The 16,542-nt window shown below is 37.0% G+C and carries 15 protein-coding genes; 10 read left to right on the top strand and 5 right to left on the bottom strand.

Annotated features, from left to right (window positions below):
* The first annotated feature begins 14 nt into the window (after positions 1–14).
* A complete protein-coding gene (locus MMF97_RS09075) occupies positions 15–872 on the top strand; it encodes a UbiA-like polyprenyltransferase (RefSeq protein ID WP_243361708.1) in 858 nt (285 codons plus the stop codon).
* Here the strand turns inward: MMF97_RS09075 and MMF97_RS09070 are convergent.
* Positions 869–2,845: a KUP/HAK/KT family potassium transporter gene (locus MMF97_RS09070; RefSeq protein WP_243361707.1), complete on the bottom strand. Its 1,977-nt coding sequence runs from the start codon at positions 2,843–2,845 to the stop codon at positions 869–871. The two genes, MMF97_RS09075 and MMF97_RS09070, sit on opposite strands and share 4 nt — an antisense overlap.
* 200 nt (positions 2,846–3,045) lie before the next feature.
* Here MMF97_RS09070 and MMF97_RS09065 point away from each other — a divergent pair, with 200 nt between their 5' ends.
* From MMF97_RS09065 to bcp, 4 genes are read left to right on the top strand one after another with little or no spacing between them, the layout of a single operon-like run.
* Entirely contained in the window at positions 3,046–3,561 is a 516-nt protein-coding gene (locus MMF97_RS09065) for a T9SS type A sorting domain-containing protein (RefSeq protein WP_243361705.1), read from the top strand.
* Between the two features lie 26 nt (positions 3,562–3,587).
* Positions 3,588–4,199 (top strand): fumarylacetoacetate hydrolase family protein, encoded by a 612-nt coding sequence (locus MMF97_RS09060; RefSeq protein WP_243361703.1) that lies wholly within the window; start codon positions 3,588–3,590, stop codon positions 4,197–4,199.
* A gap of 3 nt (positions 4,200–4,202) precedes the next feature.
* On the top strand, positions 4,203–5,954 hold the full coding sequence (locus MMF97_RS09055; RefSeq protein ID WP_243361702.1) for a M23 family metallopeptidase: 1,752 nt from the start codon (positions 4,203–4,205) through the stop codon (positions 5,952–5,954).
* Positions 5,955–5,965: 11 nt separating this feature from the next.
* Positions 5,966–6,427: a thioredoxin-dependent thiol peroxidase gene (gene bcp, locus MMF97_RS09050; RefSeq protein ID WP_243361700.1), complete on the top strand. Its 462-nt coding sequence runs from the start codon at positions 5,966–5,968 to the stop codon at positions 6,425–6,427.
* 57 nt (positions 6,428–6,484) lie between these two features.
* Here the strand turns inward: bcp and MMF97_RS09045 are convergent, their stop codons facing one another.
* Genes MMF97_RS09045 through MMF97_RS09030 form a run of 4 tightly spaced genes read right to left on the bottom strand, consistent with a single transcriptional unit; the run spans position 6,485 to position 12,787 of the window.
* A complete protein-coding gene (locus MMF97_RS09045; protein ID WP_243361697.1) occupies positions 6,485–8,467 on the bottom strand; it encodes an OmpA family protein in 1,983 nt (660 codons plus the stop codon).
* A gap of 9 nt (positions 8,468–8,476) precedes the next feature.
* Positions 8,477–9,451, bottom strand: a complete 975-nt coding sequence (locus MMF97_RS09040) for a PorP/SprF family type IX secretion system membrane protein (RefSeq protein WP_243361695.1) — start codon at positions 9,449–9,451, stop codon at positions 8,477–8,479.
* A 4-nt stretch (positions 9,452–9,455) separates the two neighbouring features.
* The gene (locus tag MMF97_RS09035) at positions 9,456–10,637 is read right to left on the bottom strand and encodes a gliding motility-associated C-terminal domain-containing protein (RefSeq protein ID WP_243361693.1); all 1,182 of its coding nucleotides are present in this window, start codon (positions 10,635–10,637) and stop codon (positions 9,456–9,458) included.
* Positions 10,638–10,642: 5 nt separating this feature from the next.
* Positions 10,643–12,787 (bottom strand): collagen-like domain-containing protein, encoded by a 2,145-nt coding sequence (locus MMF97_RS09030; protein WP_243361689.1) that lies wholly within the window; start codon positions 12,785–12,787, stop codon positions 10,643–10,645.
* Positions 12,788–13,000: 213 nt separating this feature from the next.
* Here MMF97_RS09030 and MMF97_RS09025 point away from each other — a divergent pair, with 213 nt between their 5' ends.
* Genes MMF97_RS09025 through MMF97_RS09005 form a run of 5 tightly spaced genes read left to right on the top strand, consistent with a single transcriptional unit; the run spans position 13,001 to position 16,529 of the window.
* Complete coding sequence (locus MMF97_RS09025; protein ID WP_243361687.1) at positions 13,001–13,846, top strand: transketolase; 846 nt, start codon at positions 13,001–13,003, stop codon at positions 13,844–13,846.
* A gap of 47 nt (positions 13,847–13,893) precedes the next feature.
* Positions 13,894–14,853, top strand: coding sequence for a transketolase family protein (locus MMF97_RS09020; protein WP_243361685.1), 960 nt, complete (start codon positions 13,894–13,896; stop codon positions 14,851–14,853).
* Between the two features lie 5 nt (positions 14,854–14,858).
* Entirely contained in the window at positions 14,859–15,410 is a 552-nt protein-coding gene (locus MMF97_RS09015) for an RNA polymerase sigma factor (protein WP_243361683.1), read from the top strand.
* 42 nt (positions 15,411–15,452) lie between these two features.
* On the top strand, positions 15,453–16,076 hold the full coding sequence (locus MMF97_RS09010) for a hypothetical protein (RefSeq protein ID WP_243361681.1): 624 nt from the start codon (positions 15,453–15,455) through the stop codon (positions 16,074–16,076).
* Between the two features lie 3 nt (positions 16,077–16,079).
* Complete coding sequence (locus MMF97_RS09005; RefSeq protein ID WP_243361679.1) at positions 16,080–16,529, top strand: hypothetical protein; 450 nt, start codon at positions 16,080–16,082, stop codon at positions 16,527–16,529.
* Positions 16,530–16,542: the final 13 nt, after the last annotated feature.

Genomic DNA, 16,542 nt, shown 5'->3' with positions numbered 1-16,542 from the left:
GATCAGAATTGAACATGAAGAAGTATTTTTCATTGGTATTATTTGCACATTCTATTTTTGCTTTACCCTTTGCCATGATCGGTTTCTTTTTGGGTGTAAATAGCACCGAAAAACCCTTTAACTGGCTGTTATTTATTGCTGTGCTTTTGTGCATGGTATTTGCGCGAAATGCCGCAATGGCATTTAACCGTTATTTAGACCGTAGTATTGATGCTAAAAACCCACGTACGGCCACTCGTGATATTCCTGCCGGTAGAATAAGTGCAAAAGAAGCTTTAAGTTTTGTAATCGTAAACTGTATTCTGTTTATTGCGGCTACATGGTTTATTAATCCTTTATGTTTTTACCTTTCTCCTATTGCTTTGTTTGTAGTGCTTTTTTATAGTTATACCAAACGTTTTACCGCTTTATGCCATTTGGTTCTTGGAGTTGGTTTAGGCCTTGCCCCTATAGGTGCTTACATTGCCGTAACCGGTCATTTTAGTATTGTACCTGTTCTTTATGCTTTTGCTGTATTGTTCTGGGTTAGCGGTTTTGATATTATTTATGCCCTACAGGATGAAGAGTTTGACAGAGGCGAAAAATTACACTCCATACCTGCTGCATTAGGCAGAAAAAATGCTCTGCGTTTATCTGAATTCTTGCACCTACTTTCGGCTACCTGTGTTATACTGCCTTTAGCTTTTTACAACTTCGGATGGGCTTATTATATCGGCATTGCTTTCTTCTGCTTTATGCTGATCTATCAGCATTTATTGGTTAAGCCTACCGATATCAGCAAGGTAAATAAGGCATTTGCCACCACAAATGGTTATGCTTCTTTGGTTTTTGCCATTTGTTTTCTGACGGATGCCTATTTAAGAACGCATTAAACAGGCAATCTGTTCAATTCTATATCATCAGGCGATACAAAAATTAAAGGTACTTTTTCTACTTCAACATAACTGGAATCGAGCCCAAAACTTGATACCTCTGATAAAGCAAAACGTTTAAGTATGAAATAGTAATCCATGATGCTTCTTTCATAAAAGCTCAGATTTGTAAACTTGCTCAAGTGTTTTTCTAAAAGCACAAACCTGAAATCTCCTGCTATTTTATGCTTGTTTAAAGAAGTGTACTGGCTGGTAATATCAACTTCGTTATTTTTAACAAGTTCTTCAATTACTTTACGATATAATAGGTTTACACGTTGCTCTATTCTGAAACCTAATTTAAAATCTATTCTGATCAGTTTACCCGGTATCAGGAATTCAACCTTATAATCCATGGTATAAGGCTCATCCATTACATCAACATGCACCAACCAGTAAACATCTGCCCTTTTAGGTTCTTTCTGTATAATAGAATAAATGATCTTTGATTCGATTTCTGTTTTAAAATTAGCACTTGTTAAATACACCAATTGAGAAGAATATTTAGGTACACTCTCATCAACACTTAGCTCTTTAATAATTTCGAAATAATCTTCTATCTCTACATATTTTACAAATCTGTTTTTGATTTTTCTTGAACTATACCAGGTCCACATTACACTTAACAAAACCGAACTGATGAGAAGTGTTACCCAGCCTCCATGTACAAATTTAGACATGTTACCTACCAAGAAGGCCATTTCTATCACGCCATAAATCAGTACAAAAAGAACAATAAGGTATTTTGGGAATTTCTTTCTCAGCATAAATACGGTTACCAAAATGGTGGTCATTAAAAAGGTAAGGTTTATGGCTAAACCATACGCTCCCTCCATATTGTCTGAAGTTTTAAATACACTTACCACAATTATACAGCCCACAAATAAAATCCAATTGATTGAAGGCACATACAATTGTCCTTTTTGAATGCTTGGGTAATTGATCCTTACTTTTGGCCAAAGGTTTAAACGCACTGCCTCTGAGATAAGGGTAAAAGAACCAGATATCATAGCCTGAGATGCAATTACCGCTGCCGTTGTTGCCAAAGCAACCATATAAACCACTAAACTTTCTGGCACAAGTTCAAAAAACGGATTTACCACATGCGGGTCATAAGTAGGATTTTTCAATACCCATACGCCTTGTCCTAAATAGTTGAAAATGAGCATGAGCTTTACAAAAGTCCAGCTCACTCTTATATTGTCTTTACCGCAGTGACCTAAATCAGAGTAAAGTGCTTCGGCACCCGTTGTACAAAGGAAAACACCACCTAAAATTGCTAAAGCACCCGGATTGGTAACCAATAAATGTACTGCGTAATAAGGATTAAGTGCTTTAAAAATACTTGGATCGTGAATGACCTGTGCTAAACCTGCCACACCCAATGTGGCAAACCAAACAAACATTATAGGGCCAAAAAACTTACCAACCAGATTAGTTCCAAATTGCTGTATAATAAACAATACCGTAACAATAGCCAGTACAATAGGTAATACTTGTACGTGTGGAAATTTTACTTTTAACCCTTCAATAGCAGAAGTTACCGTAATACTTGGGGTAATAATTCCATCGGCAAGCAAAGCAGCTCCGCCAATAATTGCTGGGATAACCAACCATTTTGCTCTTTTACGCACCAACGAGTACAGAGAGAAGATTCCTCCTTCACCTTTATTATCGGCTCGGAGTGTAATCAGTACATATTTTATGGTTGTTTGCAGCGTTAAAGTCCATATAATACAGGATAAAGCACCTAATACCAGATCGGGATTAATGTAATTACCAGCCGCATGTGTAGTTTCTGAGACCTCTTTTGCCGTTTTAAAAATAGCTTTTAATGTATATAGCGGAGATGTTCCTATATCACCGAAAACAATACCTAAACTAACTAAAACACCTCCGGCAGTAAGTTTATTTACGTTACTAAATTTTGACACTTCTGTTTCTTTAATTTTGCCACAAAATTATGAAAATATAATTCACTTTATCTCCTGCATATCATAAACACCATTCTGTATTAAAAGTTTATATTATCAGAAACTTAAACAAGGCTGTTAAATTTTGTTAAAATGCTTTCAAATACGTTTCCCGCTTGATAATTTCAATATTTTTTTTATATTTTTGTTGCCATAAATCAATGAGAAACTACTTAAAAATAGCGCTCAAAAATAAAGTCATTTACCTTTCGGTATTGCTGATGAGTTTTGCTTTTGCTGTTTTTGCCCAAAAAGTAGACTCATCATCAATAAAAAGCGGTTTCAAAAATTTTATTCCCAAAACACCACAGATCAAAGCCAATATTACACCTTATAAACCTAAAGCTTATATGGGTGCATTATCTGCTGCAAAAGAAACGAACATTACTGCAGCTTCAAATAGTAAAAGTGGTAAAACATTAACCGTATTAAAAATCTATCCTAATCCGGTGGTTGATCAGTTAAATGTTAACCTGAGGCTCGATAGAGAGGTAAATCTTTCTATAAAAATTACTGATTTACTGGGTAATGATGTAGTAACATTAGCTAATGAAAAAGCCCCTCATGGTGAGCAGACCAAAACTTATACGCTGCCCAATAAATTAAATCCCGGCATCTATTTTCTTAAGATCATAGCAGGAGGCGAACCTGTAATAAAACGTATTTCAGTACTCTAAATATCTTTTCTTTACTATTTTTGTTTATGAAAATTATTGCAATAGGCAGAAATTATGCCGCTCACGCTAAAGAATTAAACAACGAAATACCAACCAAACCTGTTATATTTTTAAAACCCGATACAGCAGTACTTAAGGATAACAAGCCTTTTTACATGCCCGATTTTTCTTCAGACATTCATTATGAATTGGAAATCGTGCTGAAAATATGCAAAGAAGGCAAACATATTTCCGAGAAATTTGCATCGGGTTATTATGATGAAATTGGATTGGGAATAGATTTTACCGCTCGTGATATACAAACTGAGCACAAGCAAAAAGGATTACCCTGGGAATTGGCCAAAGCTTTTGATCATTCGGCTGTGATCAGTAATTTTTTACCTAAAAATAAGTTTAAAGATTTATATGATTTAAATTTTGAGCTGGACATCAATGGCGAGAAACGACAAAAAGGACACACGGCTAATTTGTTGTTCTCTTTCGAAAAGATAATTGCTTTTGTATCTCAATATATCACCTTAAAAAAAGGTGATCTGATTTTTACAGGAACACCTGAGGGTGTAGGGCAAATTAACATCGGCGATCATTTAACAGCTCATTTAGAAGGCACCGAATTACTTAATTTTCATATCAAATAAAAAATGCATAACTGGCGTTTATACAAATTCAATATATACACTGGCTTATTACTGTTTTCAATTACCTGTTTAAACATCAGCTTAAGTAAGGCTCAACAAGTTTTCAGTAATAATAAATATCCTTTAACAGATTTCAGATATCCACTTGATATTGTTCCCCCTGAGCTTGCCGGCTCATTTGGTGAACTAAGGGCTAATCACTTTCATTCGGGCATTGATTTCAGAACCAACCAACGTACTGGTTATCCTGTTTATGCTACTGCCGATGGATACGTTTCAAGGTTAAGGGTACAAAACAGCGGTTTTGGACTGGCTCTTTACATTACACATCCCAACGGTTATACTTCTGTTTACGGACATTTATCAAGATTTAACCCTAAAATAGCTCAAATTGTAAAACAGTTACAATACGCAAAGAAATCGTATGAAATTGATGAATTTCCTAATGCAGATCTGATTCAGGTACGTAAAGGTGAGGTCATTGCCTATTCTGGCAATACAGGTAGCTCAGGTGGTCCTCATTTACATTTTGAATTACGTGACAGCAAGACAGAAGCTACGATTAATCCGCAGTTATTGGGCATTGAAATACCAGATCATATTCCTCCGGTTATACATGCCATGTATGTTTACCGTTTAAATGGCCTGACTTTTAATGAATTTACACCTAAGCAATATTTCCAGGTTGCAGGTGGCAACGGAACTTATACACTTAACAAGGTTAACACTATAAATTTAGGAGGAGAAGTAGGTTTTGGTATTGTAGTTAACGACAGACATGATGGCGCATCGGGTAATAATGGCGTATATAGCATTGAACTGTTTGTAGATGACATTGCAGTTTATACTTCTGCTCTGGAGCGTTTCAGCTTTGAGAATAGCAGAGCTATCAATTCACATATAGATTATGCTACAGCACTTAAAACCAAACAAAATATTCAGAAAAGCTTTGTTGACCCAGGCAATCCTTTAAAAATCTACTATAATCTGGTAAATAATGGGCGAATTGACTTTGCAGATGAAAAATTACATAAAGTAAGGTATGTAATTACCGATGCAAAGGGAAATAAAAGCACACTTTCTTTTAACGTACAGGCTAACAATAAAGCAACAATAGCTTCTCCTAAAGCTGGCGATGGTATTTTGTTTCCTTACAGCCAAATGAATGAATACACTACTGAAGATGTTAAAATTGTACTACCTAAAGGCACTTTATATAACGATTTGAGTTTTGTTTATAAAAAACACAGCCGTCCACAGGGTAACGCTTTTTCAGCTATACACCAAGTACAAAACACCTTAACACCATTGCATACCGGCTTTGATATCTGGATTAAACCGGATAGTTCTTTAAATAAATATCAAAGTAAAGCACTCATTGTAAATAGTAGTTATGTTTCGCAGGGTGGCATTTTTGAAAATGGCTGGGTTAAAGCAAGCCCAAGAACTTTTGGAAATTTCTTTGTTGCTATAGATACCATTGCTCCTAGTATTGTTCCTGTTAATATTTCAAATGGCAAGAATATGGCTGGACTGGCTAAAATGAGTTTCAGAATTAGTGATAACCTTTCAGGAATAAAAAGTTTTAACGGTTACATTGACGGAAAATGGGTCTTAATGGAGTTTGATACAAAAACAGCAAACCTGTGGCATTCCTTTGATGAAAATACTAAAGCTGGAAAACATAGTTTTGAGCTGATTGTTGTTGATATGAAAGATAACGTAAAACGTTATGCAATTGATTTTTACAGATAAAGCGAAATAAAATGAACGAGTTAAAAGCAGGCGACAAAGCGCCGTCATTTACAGCAAAAGACCAGGATGGTAATGCCATTACGCTTGACCAATTTAGAGGCAAAAAAGTAATCTTATATTTTTATCCTAAAGACGATACCCCGGGATGTACAACGGAAGCCTGCGATTTTAGGGATAATTATCAAAGTTTAAAAGCTAAAGGCATGGAAGTTTTAGGTGTAAGTGTTGATGATGAAAAATCTCATCAGAAGTTTATCAGTAAACATAGCTTACCTTTTACCTTATTAGCCGATACCGACAAACAAATTGTTGAAGCATATGGCGTATGGGGCGAAAAAAATATGTATGGCAAAAAATACATGGGTACAAACCGTAAAACATTCATTATTGATGAAAATGGCAATATTGCTCATATCATTAATAAAGTAGATACCAAGAACGCTTCGCAACAGGTTTTAGAAGCTCTAGCTTAAAAATAAAAATACTGTCCTGTTTTTCGGGACAGTATTTTTTTAAATGATTTCTAAGAGCTATTTAGAATCCAATAAGGATGTACCTGTATGCTTTATCAATGCAACAGGGGTAATTTTAATAATCTTAAATTCTGTACGACGGTTTAACTGATGCTCGGCTTCCGTACATTTAACACCATCTGCGCATTGATTAATCAATTGCGTTTCGCCTTTTCCAATCGGTTTTAGCCTTTGTGCATCTATACCTTTTCCAACTAAGTAATTCATAGCGCTAATTGCTCTTTTTTCAGAAAGCTTCTGATTGTAGGCAGCGGTTCCTCTTGCATCTGTATGAGCTACCAGTTCCAGATTAATCTGAGGCATGTTGTTCATAAACTGATCAACCTTATTTAATTCTGCCTCTGCATCTTTTCTAATATTCCACTTATTAAAATCGTAATAGATATTATTGAGAGTAATAGTATAAGCATTCTTAGATTTTTCTAGTTCAAACTTGATTTCAAATACCGTAGACTGCTTAATACCTTTTGTAGAAATATCACCTTTTTGGGAGGTAAAGTATTTATCTGAGTTACCGCTCAGCACGTAATCTGTTTCTTTATCAAGCTTGAAACTGAATTTCCCCTGATCATCAGAATAAACACTGGTTTCCTGGCCGTTATTTTTATTACGTAGAATAACCTGCAAACCAATAATAGGTATATTACTACCTTTCTCAACAGCAATACCCTGAACTACATAAATGTTCTCAAGAGGTTTTTCTTCTACTTTGATTCCTAATTTAAAGCTATAAATATCGTCCATGCCAAGCCCTCCTGCTCTGTTGCTTGATAAATAGCCTGTTAAGTTATCTTCATTAAATACAATGCCAAAATCATCTTTGGGCGAATTAAGCGGAGCCCTTAGATTTTCTACTTTTGAAAAGTTATTTTTAGAACCTTCAGCAGAAAAGATATCTAATCCGCCCATACCTATATGTCCTTTTGAAGCAAAATAAAATTTCCCATCTTTTCTTACCGAAGGAAAAACATCATCTTCAGAAGTATTGATTTCACTCCCACAATTTACAGGTGCAGACCAAGTACCATTAGTCTGCTTTTCTGCATAGTAAATATCCATTCCGCCATAACCACCAGGCATATCAGACACAAAATACAATATCCTGCCATCGGGTGATAAAGCCGGGTGTTGAACAGAAAACTTGCCATCGGCATTAAAAGGAAGCTTGTCTTTAACCATCCAGTCGCCGTTTTGTTTAACTGCCATCAAAAGATACTGGCGCCCTGGATTATTACTGTTATTCTTATTTTTAAAAGGTACTGAACGGGTAAAAATCATTGTATCTGCCGTTACATTAACAACTGCCGGGCCGGTATGAAAACCGCTGTTTATTTTCTTATTTAAGGCTTCTATCTGCTTGTTTTCACTATGCAATGCATATAATTTTAAATAGGGATTACCCGTCCATCCATACACTTTCTCTCCCTTCATCTCTTTTTGCCAACGGTCTGATACAACTAACAAATCTTTGCCTGCCCATACCGGACTGAAATCTGAATTTTCAGAGTTCAATGCTTTTTCGTTTTTAATGCTGGCTCCAACATCAGGATTTTCTGTCCAGAATTTAGCTGTACGACAAACTTCTGCCTGTTGTTGTGCTTCTGTATTTACACTTTGATCTTTTTCTCCCCAGGTTAGATAGTTATGTTCTGCTTCTTCAAACTTGCCATTTTGCTTAAGCACATCAGCTAAATACTTATAATTATAAGCAGGTGCATCTGGGTATTTCAATGTTTTTTTGTACCAGGTTTCGGCCTTTTCGGTGTTATTGATAAATCTATAGCAGTTGGCAATCTTTTCGGCTACTTCCATACTTGGACTGCCTTGCATTACTTTTTCATAGATCTCTAAGGCAAACTTATAATCGAGAGATTTATAGAGCTTATCTGCATCCTTAATATCGTCTGAAAATAGCAGCGAAGGCATAAGGTAAACCAAGAGGAAAGCAAAAAAGAAACGTGTAAATTTTCTTAGTGACATAGGATGGGTTTAAAAGTAACGCGGAGAGGTCAAAGCGTTATATTTTTCTTTTTTACCTATGGTAAGTCCTACCGAAATTTCATGACTACCACCGGTATAACCATTTAATTTTGAAAGACTATAATCAAATGCGTAACCAACACGTACGCTTTTAGCAATAAAAACTTCAACCAATCCTATCAGCGAATTTTGCTGAAATGTTTTATTTATATCCTGGTTATTTTTCAACATATCAACACCCATACGATACGAAGCTCCCAACCATAAAGTTTCTTTAATCAGAAAAGAAAGATTGGTATCAAAATTACCATAACCATTAGGATCTTGACGTAGCATTAAAGAGGGCTTGAATTTGAGACTTTCATTTACGTTTAACAATCCTCCAACTGTTAAAAAGAAGTTTGTTGGAGGCAATATCACATATTTAGCTCTTTCTTTATTTTCATTCAATATTTTGGTTAATGCATTGTTAACCGAAGCACCCGCATAGAAACGGTCGTTACTAAAGTAAATCCCAAAACGGGCGTCTGGAGAGAAATAGGTCTGTTGTCCTGAAAAATTCCGGTCACTTCCATCTCCAACCACGGCATTATTTCCATTCAGCGTAAATTGTATGGCACCCAAACCCAATCCAAAGCTTAATCTTGAATTTTCGCCAACAGGCAATCTATAGGCATAGTTTGCCATAAAAGAGGTTTGCCCCTGTATGCCTACTTTATCATTCATTACAGACAAGCCCAAACCCACATTTTTGTTATTAAAAAAAGCTCCGTCTATAATAAAAGACTGGGTAGTTGGCGCATCTTTTATGCCCACCCATTGGTTGCGATTCAATAAAGTAATATTGATATCTTCTTTATATCCTGCATAAGCAGGATTGATCAACAGGTTATTGAACATATATTGGCTATAAATCACCTCATGTTGTGCACGAACCAGACCTGCACTTAAACAAAGAAGCAATAGAAAGATCATTTTCTTCATAGCACTATTTTTTAACAACAGTTACAGTTCCTTTATACACCTTATTCTCTCCATTAATACCAACTCTTAGAAGATAGATATAAGTTCCTGCACTTACATTTGAAGCATCCCAGGCTGATGTATTCTGATAATTAGTTTTTTTGTAAACAAGATTTCCAGATCGGTCAAATATCTTCAGATCATTATCGGGGTACAGATCTATATTTTTAATTTCCCATCTTTCGTTTACTCCATCACCATCAGGTGAAAAAGCATTATAAAGTTCTATAGAATTCAAAGTTGCAGAAAAAGCAAAAGGTATTTCTTTATTGTTTGATGCCATTAATTTATAGACAGCAGCAGCATTTAGCTGTGGCAATAAAGTTGCTACATCTTTTCTAAATATAGCCGGTGCGATATCCCAAATGTTTTGATCGGCCCAGCTTACCAGATTATTGAACTCATCTGCTTCTGTACCCGCATAAAACAATAAATCGGCATTACTTTTACCTTCTGCCTGCATAATCTTATGATAAAAATTATCATTGATACTGCCTATTCCTGATTTTTTAACCATTCTGCTATAACCATCATCACTTGGGTCTCTGTCTATAAATGAAGCTCCATAAGTATTTACAGCCGCATCTTTGGGGGTTATAGCTACTGGCCTTTTTAAATTGAGTTTATCTGAACCAAAAGGAAAAATATAGGTTCCGGTTTGCCCTGTTTTGCGGAACAAGAAACTTCCTTTCTGAGTATAAAAGAAACCTTTATTATACATTAAAGCCTGTACATCAGGATTAAATATGCTTAAATTATAGCCATTTGTTCTTATTTCGGTATCTCCAATGCTGATATTATCGCCTACTTCTATATGGTTATTAAGATCAAAAACCCCATCTCCCGTAAAGCTTACTTTAGGAAAGAAAGTAGACTTTTTCCCATCTAATATTCCTTTTCCACCTGCAAACCTTACTAAACCAACTGAGCCATTATCCAGTAGCTTTGAACCTGTATTGTTTATCCATTTATTCTCAACTACGATCTCTCCGTTATTAATCAATGTACCATTGTTATGGGTATAAGATTCATTCACATACAATAAACCCTGTTTTTCTACACTAATTGTAGTTCCTGTATTGGTAACCTGCGCATATGCAATGTTAACCAGGAAATGCAATACTATTATGATAAGGTTTTTTTTCATAATAACTATTCAACAGCACTGATATAAAATTGCATAGATGGCAGATCTATACTTGCTCCGCTCAGATTTGTAAATTTAATTTCTACAACTCCGGTAACCGATACTCTTGCATAAGCGATCAATAAACCATCAGGAAGTTCTTGCGAAGAGGATACTGAAACACTTGCTGTTTTAGCAATTCCACTTATAGAAACAGTTTGTTTATATGAAGCTCCTGCGGCAATTAATGGCAGATCTATAGTATTTGTACTTTTGTAAATAGCAGTTAGAGGTGTTCCATTCTCTCCTATTTTTACCTGTCCATTTATTTTTATTCTTATGGCCTCTGCTCGATTAGCCGCAATAACAACTTCTTTATCATCGGTTGTGCCAATAAAATCTCCAAAAACACCTGGATTGGTAGTTCCTCCAGTACTTCCTAAGCCATTTCCTGTTCTTAGCCAGGCGGCCGCACTTCCTGAAGGACCTTGTGGGCCTTGAGGACCAGCTTCTCCTGCATCTCCTCTGTCACCTTTATCTCCCTTATCACCTTTTGGACCGATAGGACCTATTGGTCCGGCTGGACCTGTATCACCTTTAGGGCCAACTGAACCTGTTGGTCCGGCAATACCCTGAGGGCCTTGCGCTCCAGCATCGCCCTTATCTCCTTTGTCACCTTTTGGTCCGGTTGGCCCCTGAGTTCCAGTATCGCCTTTAGGGCCTGCTGTTCCTTGTAAACCTGTATCTCCTTTGTCACCTTTATCACCCTTAGGACCGGTAGGACCTGTTGGTCCGGCAACACCTTGAGGACCTTGTGCTCCAATATCTCCCTTATCACCTTTATCGCCTTTAGCTCCGGCAGGACCTTGAATTCCTGTATCTCCTTTTGGACCTGTGGCCCCCTGCAATCCTGTATCTCCTTTGTCACCTTTATCGCCCTTAGTACCTGTAGGGCCTATTGGTCCAGCAACACCTTGAGGGCCTTGAGCGCCAACGTCTCCCTTATCGCCTTTAGCTCCGACAGGACCTTGCGGGCCTGTTAAACCTTGTGGACCTTGAGGGCCCTGCGGGCCTGCCGCACCTTGCAAACCTGCAGGGCCTTGATCTCCCTTATCGCCTTTATCTCCTTTAGGTCCAACTGGGCCCATTAAACCTTGCGGTCCTGTAGCACCTGTTAAACCGGTTGGACCGGCAGGACCAATAGGGCCTTGCAAACCCTGTACTCCCGGCAAACCAGTATCTCCTTTATCTCCTTTCGAACCTGCAGGACCTTGCGGACCTGCATCTCCACGATCGCCTTTCGGGCCTTGTATTCCCGTGGTTAAATTCGCTATAATGGCCCAAGTTCCATCTGCCTGTCTCTTGTAAACATTACCTGTATTATTGTTGAGATACAAATCTCCTTCTTTCACTCCTGCGGGCTCTGTAGATTGGGCCGGAGGATTTAAAGCCCCGTTATACCATTGAGCTCCGGCAGGTCCAACAGGGCCCACTACACCTGTAGTTAAATTTGCTACTTCAACCCAACTGTTATTTACTTTTAAATAAACTTTGCCATTATTGTTATTCAGATAATAATCACCATTTTTAGCAGATGAAGGTTCAGATGCAGCAACGGGAGGATCTAAAGTACCATTATACCATGCTGGCCCTGCGTCTCCTTTATCGCCCTTATCGCCTTTTATTCCTGGGTCGCCCTTATCACCTTTCTGCCCATCTAACCCACTTTCTCCCTTCGGCCCCTGAGGTCCGGTAGCTCCGTTAATGCCATTCACACCATTTACCCCTACCGCTCCAGCGTCTCCTTTATCTCCTTTTACTCCAGGATCGCCCTTATCTCCTTTGTCACCCTTATCGCCTTTATCACCCTTTGCTCCTACATTATTTCCACTAAAGATTTCTTCCCAATCCGTATCTTTCCAAACATTAAATCTATTTGTAGTCGTGTTAAAAATCAATAATCCGTTTATCGTCTGATTATTAGTTCCTGGAGCCTGTAGTGCATCACGCTGTACTGTGGATAATCGGGGTATCAGTAAACCTTTTTCAGTAGACGAAATATCTAAAATAGATTTAGGATTTGGATTTTCCGTTCCTATACCCACGCCTCCCTTTTGGCCAAGTGCAGACAGGCCAAACATCAAGAGTGTTAATAAAGCAAAGATCCTCATAAAAGCGAAATATTTGTTGATTTTTGGGTAATTATTTACTCAAATATAAACAGTTTAAATAAAACAACAAACTTATCAACAAACATTATTTGAAAATGTTGATAAACAGCCTCATACAATCTATTTTTAAATGTTAATAAACTGAATTTTCACACAAAATGCCTGTGCTTTATTTATTTAGCTTAACTTTGCTAGTAATCAACTTTTATTTTAATGAAACATACTATCAGCGAATTAGAAAACATCGCATCGCAAGTTAGAAGAGACGTTTTAAGAATGGTACATGCCGTACAGTCTGGTCACCCCGGAGGGTCTTTGGGTTGTGCCGATTTTTTTACGGCTTTGTATTTCGAAATTCTTAATCACAAGCCTGAATTCAATATGGATGGGATAGGAGAAGATCTTTTCTTTTTATCGAACGGACACATATCTCCGGTTTGGTATAGCGTTTTGGCAAGATCAGGATATTTTGAAGTAAGCGAACTGGCTACTTTCAGAAAGATCAATTCGAGATTACAGGGCCACCCTACTACCCATGAAGGCTTACCAGGCATACGCATTGCTTCGGGTTCTCTGGGACAGGGCACATCTGTAGCTATTGGCGCTGCTTTAGCTAAAAAACTCAATCATGATAAATCGTTAGTATATGTTTTAACGGGCGACGGCGAGTTACAGGAAGGCCAGAATTGGGAAGCTTTTATGTTTGCTCCTCACCATGAAGTTGATAATCTTATTTTAACTGTTGATTACAACGGTCAGCAAATAGATGGTCCTACCGAAAAAATATTATCACTAAAAAGCCTTCAGAACAAATTTGAAGCTTTTGGATGGCAGGTAATTTCCTGCGACGGCAATAACATGGAAGAAGTTTTGAAAGCCATGCATTATGCCAAATCATTAACAGGTAAAGGAAAACCTATTGTTAACTTGATGAGCACACAAATGGGCTACGGAGTTGACTTTATGCAGGGCAGCAATAAATGGCACGGTGCTGCGCCTAATGATGAACAACTTGCAAATGCTTTAACTCAGCTTAAAGAAACCTTAGGAGATTATTAAAAACTGCTCTTTTATCAATTAAAAGCTTCTATTATTTAGTTACAGTAATGAAAAAATATACATATACAGAAAAAAAAGATACCCGTTCTGGTTTTGGAGCCGGCTTACATGAAGCAGGTAAAAGAAACGAAAATGTTGTTGCGCTTTGTGCCGACTTAGTGGGTTCTTTAAAAATGGACGCCTTCATTAAAGATTTTCCTGAACGTTTTATCCAGGTTGGTATTGCAGAAGCAAATATGATGGGTATTGCTGCCGGGTTAACTATTGGCGGAAAAATACCTTTTACGGGAACTTTTGCCAATTTTTCTACGGGTAGGGTTTATGACCAGATTAGACAATCTATTGCTTACTCAGGCAAGAATGTAAAAATATGTGCTTCACATGCCGGTTTAACGCTTGGTGAAGATGGCGCAACTCATCAAATTCTGGAAGATATAGGCATGATGAAAATGCTCCCTGGAATGGTGGTCATCAATCCTTGCGATTACAACCAGACTAAAGCAGCTACTTTAGCCATTTTAGAACATGAAGGTCCTGTGTACTTACGTTTTGGCAGGCCTACAGTTCCTGTATTTACACCTGAAGATCAAAAATTTGAGATTGGTAAAGCATGGATGGTAAACGAAGGAACAGATGTGACTATTGTTGCTACAGGCCACATGGTTTGGAGAGCTATTGAAGCTGGTGAAAAACTGGCTGAAATGGGTATTGATGCTGAAATCATTAACATCCACACCATAAAACCATTAGATGAGGAAGCTATCTTAAAATCAGTTAAGAAAACCGGATGTATCGTAACCTGCGAAGAGCATAATAAATTGGGTGGTTTAGGTGAAAGTGTTGCACATTTACTGACAACTACTTATCTTGCACCTCAGGAATTTGTTGCAGTAAATGATAGCTTTGGCGAGAGTGGAACACCTGATCAATTAATGACCAAGTATAAGCTAGATCCTTCTGATATTGTTGCTGCCGTACAAAAAGCAATATCAAGAAAAACCAAATAATTTAAATGAAGCAGGTTGAAGACGAAGAAATTCTTTTGAAATTCAAAGATGAGCAAACACGTACGTTAGCCTTCAATCTGCTTCTTCAAAAATATCAGCAAAAAATCTACTGGCATATCAGAAGATTAGTTATAGATCATGATGATGCAGATGATTTAGTGCAGGAAACCTTTGTTAAGATCTGGAAAAACCTGGCAAATTTCAGGAACGACTCTCAACTCTACACCTGGATCTACCGCATAGCCACAAACGAATCTATTACCCACCTCAACAGAAAAAAAAATAAAAACAACATTTCTATTGATGAGGTAAACACAGAACTGGCTGAAACATTGGCCGCATCTACTCATTTTGATGGCAATAAAATTCAAAGGCAATTGCAGGCCGCCATACTTACCCTACCTGAAAAACAGCGTATAATTTTTAACATGAAGTATTTTGACGATATGAAATACGATGAGATTTCTGAAGTATTAGGTACAAGTGTAGGTGCATTAAAAGCCTCATTTCATATAGCAGTCAAAAAAATTGAGCTTTTTTTAAAAAATGTTGATTAAAGTATTAAACCTTTTACAAAAAAACGCATCAATAAATGTGTAATGAATAGAGTTGATGAAAATATGGAATGGAAAGATGAAGCACCAACACTCGCTCAGCTACCTGCAAGCAATCCATATCGTGTGCCCGATAATTATTTTGACACCTTAACAGAACACATCCATAATAGCATTTTTATAGCTGAACTGGATAAAAATTCAACTGGAGGCTTTAGTGCCGGAAAAAACTTTTTTGAAGAACAGAAGCAGCAGATTCTTAATCAGGTTTCTCTTTTAAATCAAACTACAGCCAATACAGGTTTTAATGTACCTAAGAGTTATTTTGACCAGTTAAATAGCGCTATACTTGCTAAAACGGCCAACACGAATACTTCCAGACCTAAAACAGTTAAACTGTGGATTTCTGTTACAAAATATGCTGCTGCTGCTTGTGTAATACTTATTGGTTCAATATTCTTCTACATCAATCAGCAGTCAAAAATTGAAAAGAAAAAATTCTTAGCCGATACTGCTACAGAACGTATGCTTTATGATATAGATGAAACCGCAATCATTGATCATATACATGAAACACAAAAGACACCGGTTACCCAGGTTTCTAATACTGATGTAGAAAAGTATATCCTAGAGAATTTTTCAGCAAACGACATTACCAACAATTTGTAAAAAATGAAGTATTTATCAATCTTATTTCTATTGTTTTTACTTCCTTTTTGTTCAAAATCTCAAGAATCGAGAAGCGAGATAGAAGAAAAAATGGAAGCCAATAAAGTGGCATGGCTTACCACTAAACTGGACCTTAACCCAGATGAGGCTAAGGTATTCTGGCCTATTTATAATGATCTTGTAAGAGAACAAAAAGCATTGAGAAACGAGCGCTTTCAAAAAATGATCAGCTTTAGAAAAATCAAGGAAATTGATGATTTAAGTGATAGCGAAATCCAAACCTTGATTTTAAACGACTTTGACTTTAAGCAAAGGGATTTAGACATCGAAAAGAAGTATTATAACAGATTCAAATCCAGATTATCTCCTAAAATAGTAGGCAAATTTTACAGGGCACAAGAAACCTATAAAAAAGAACTGCTTAAACAATACAGAAGAGGCCCGCAATCTTGATTATAAAATCTTA

Source organism: Pedobacter montanisoli, assembly GCF_022809115.1.
Lineage (GTDB): Bacteria > Bacteroidota > Bacteroidia > Sphingobacteriales > Sphingobacteriaceae > Pedobacter > Pedobacter montanisoli.
This window is presented reverse-complemented; position numbering and strand designations above follow the sequence as displayed.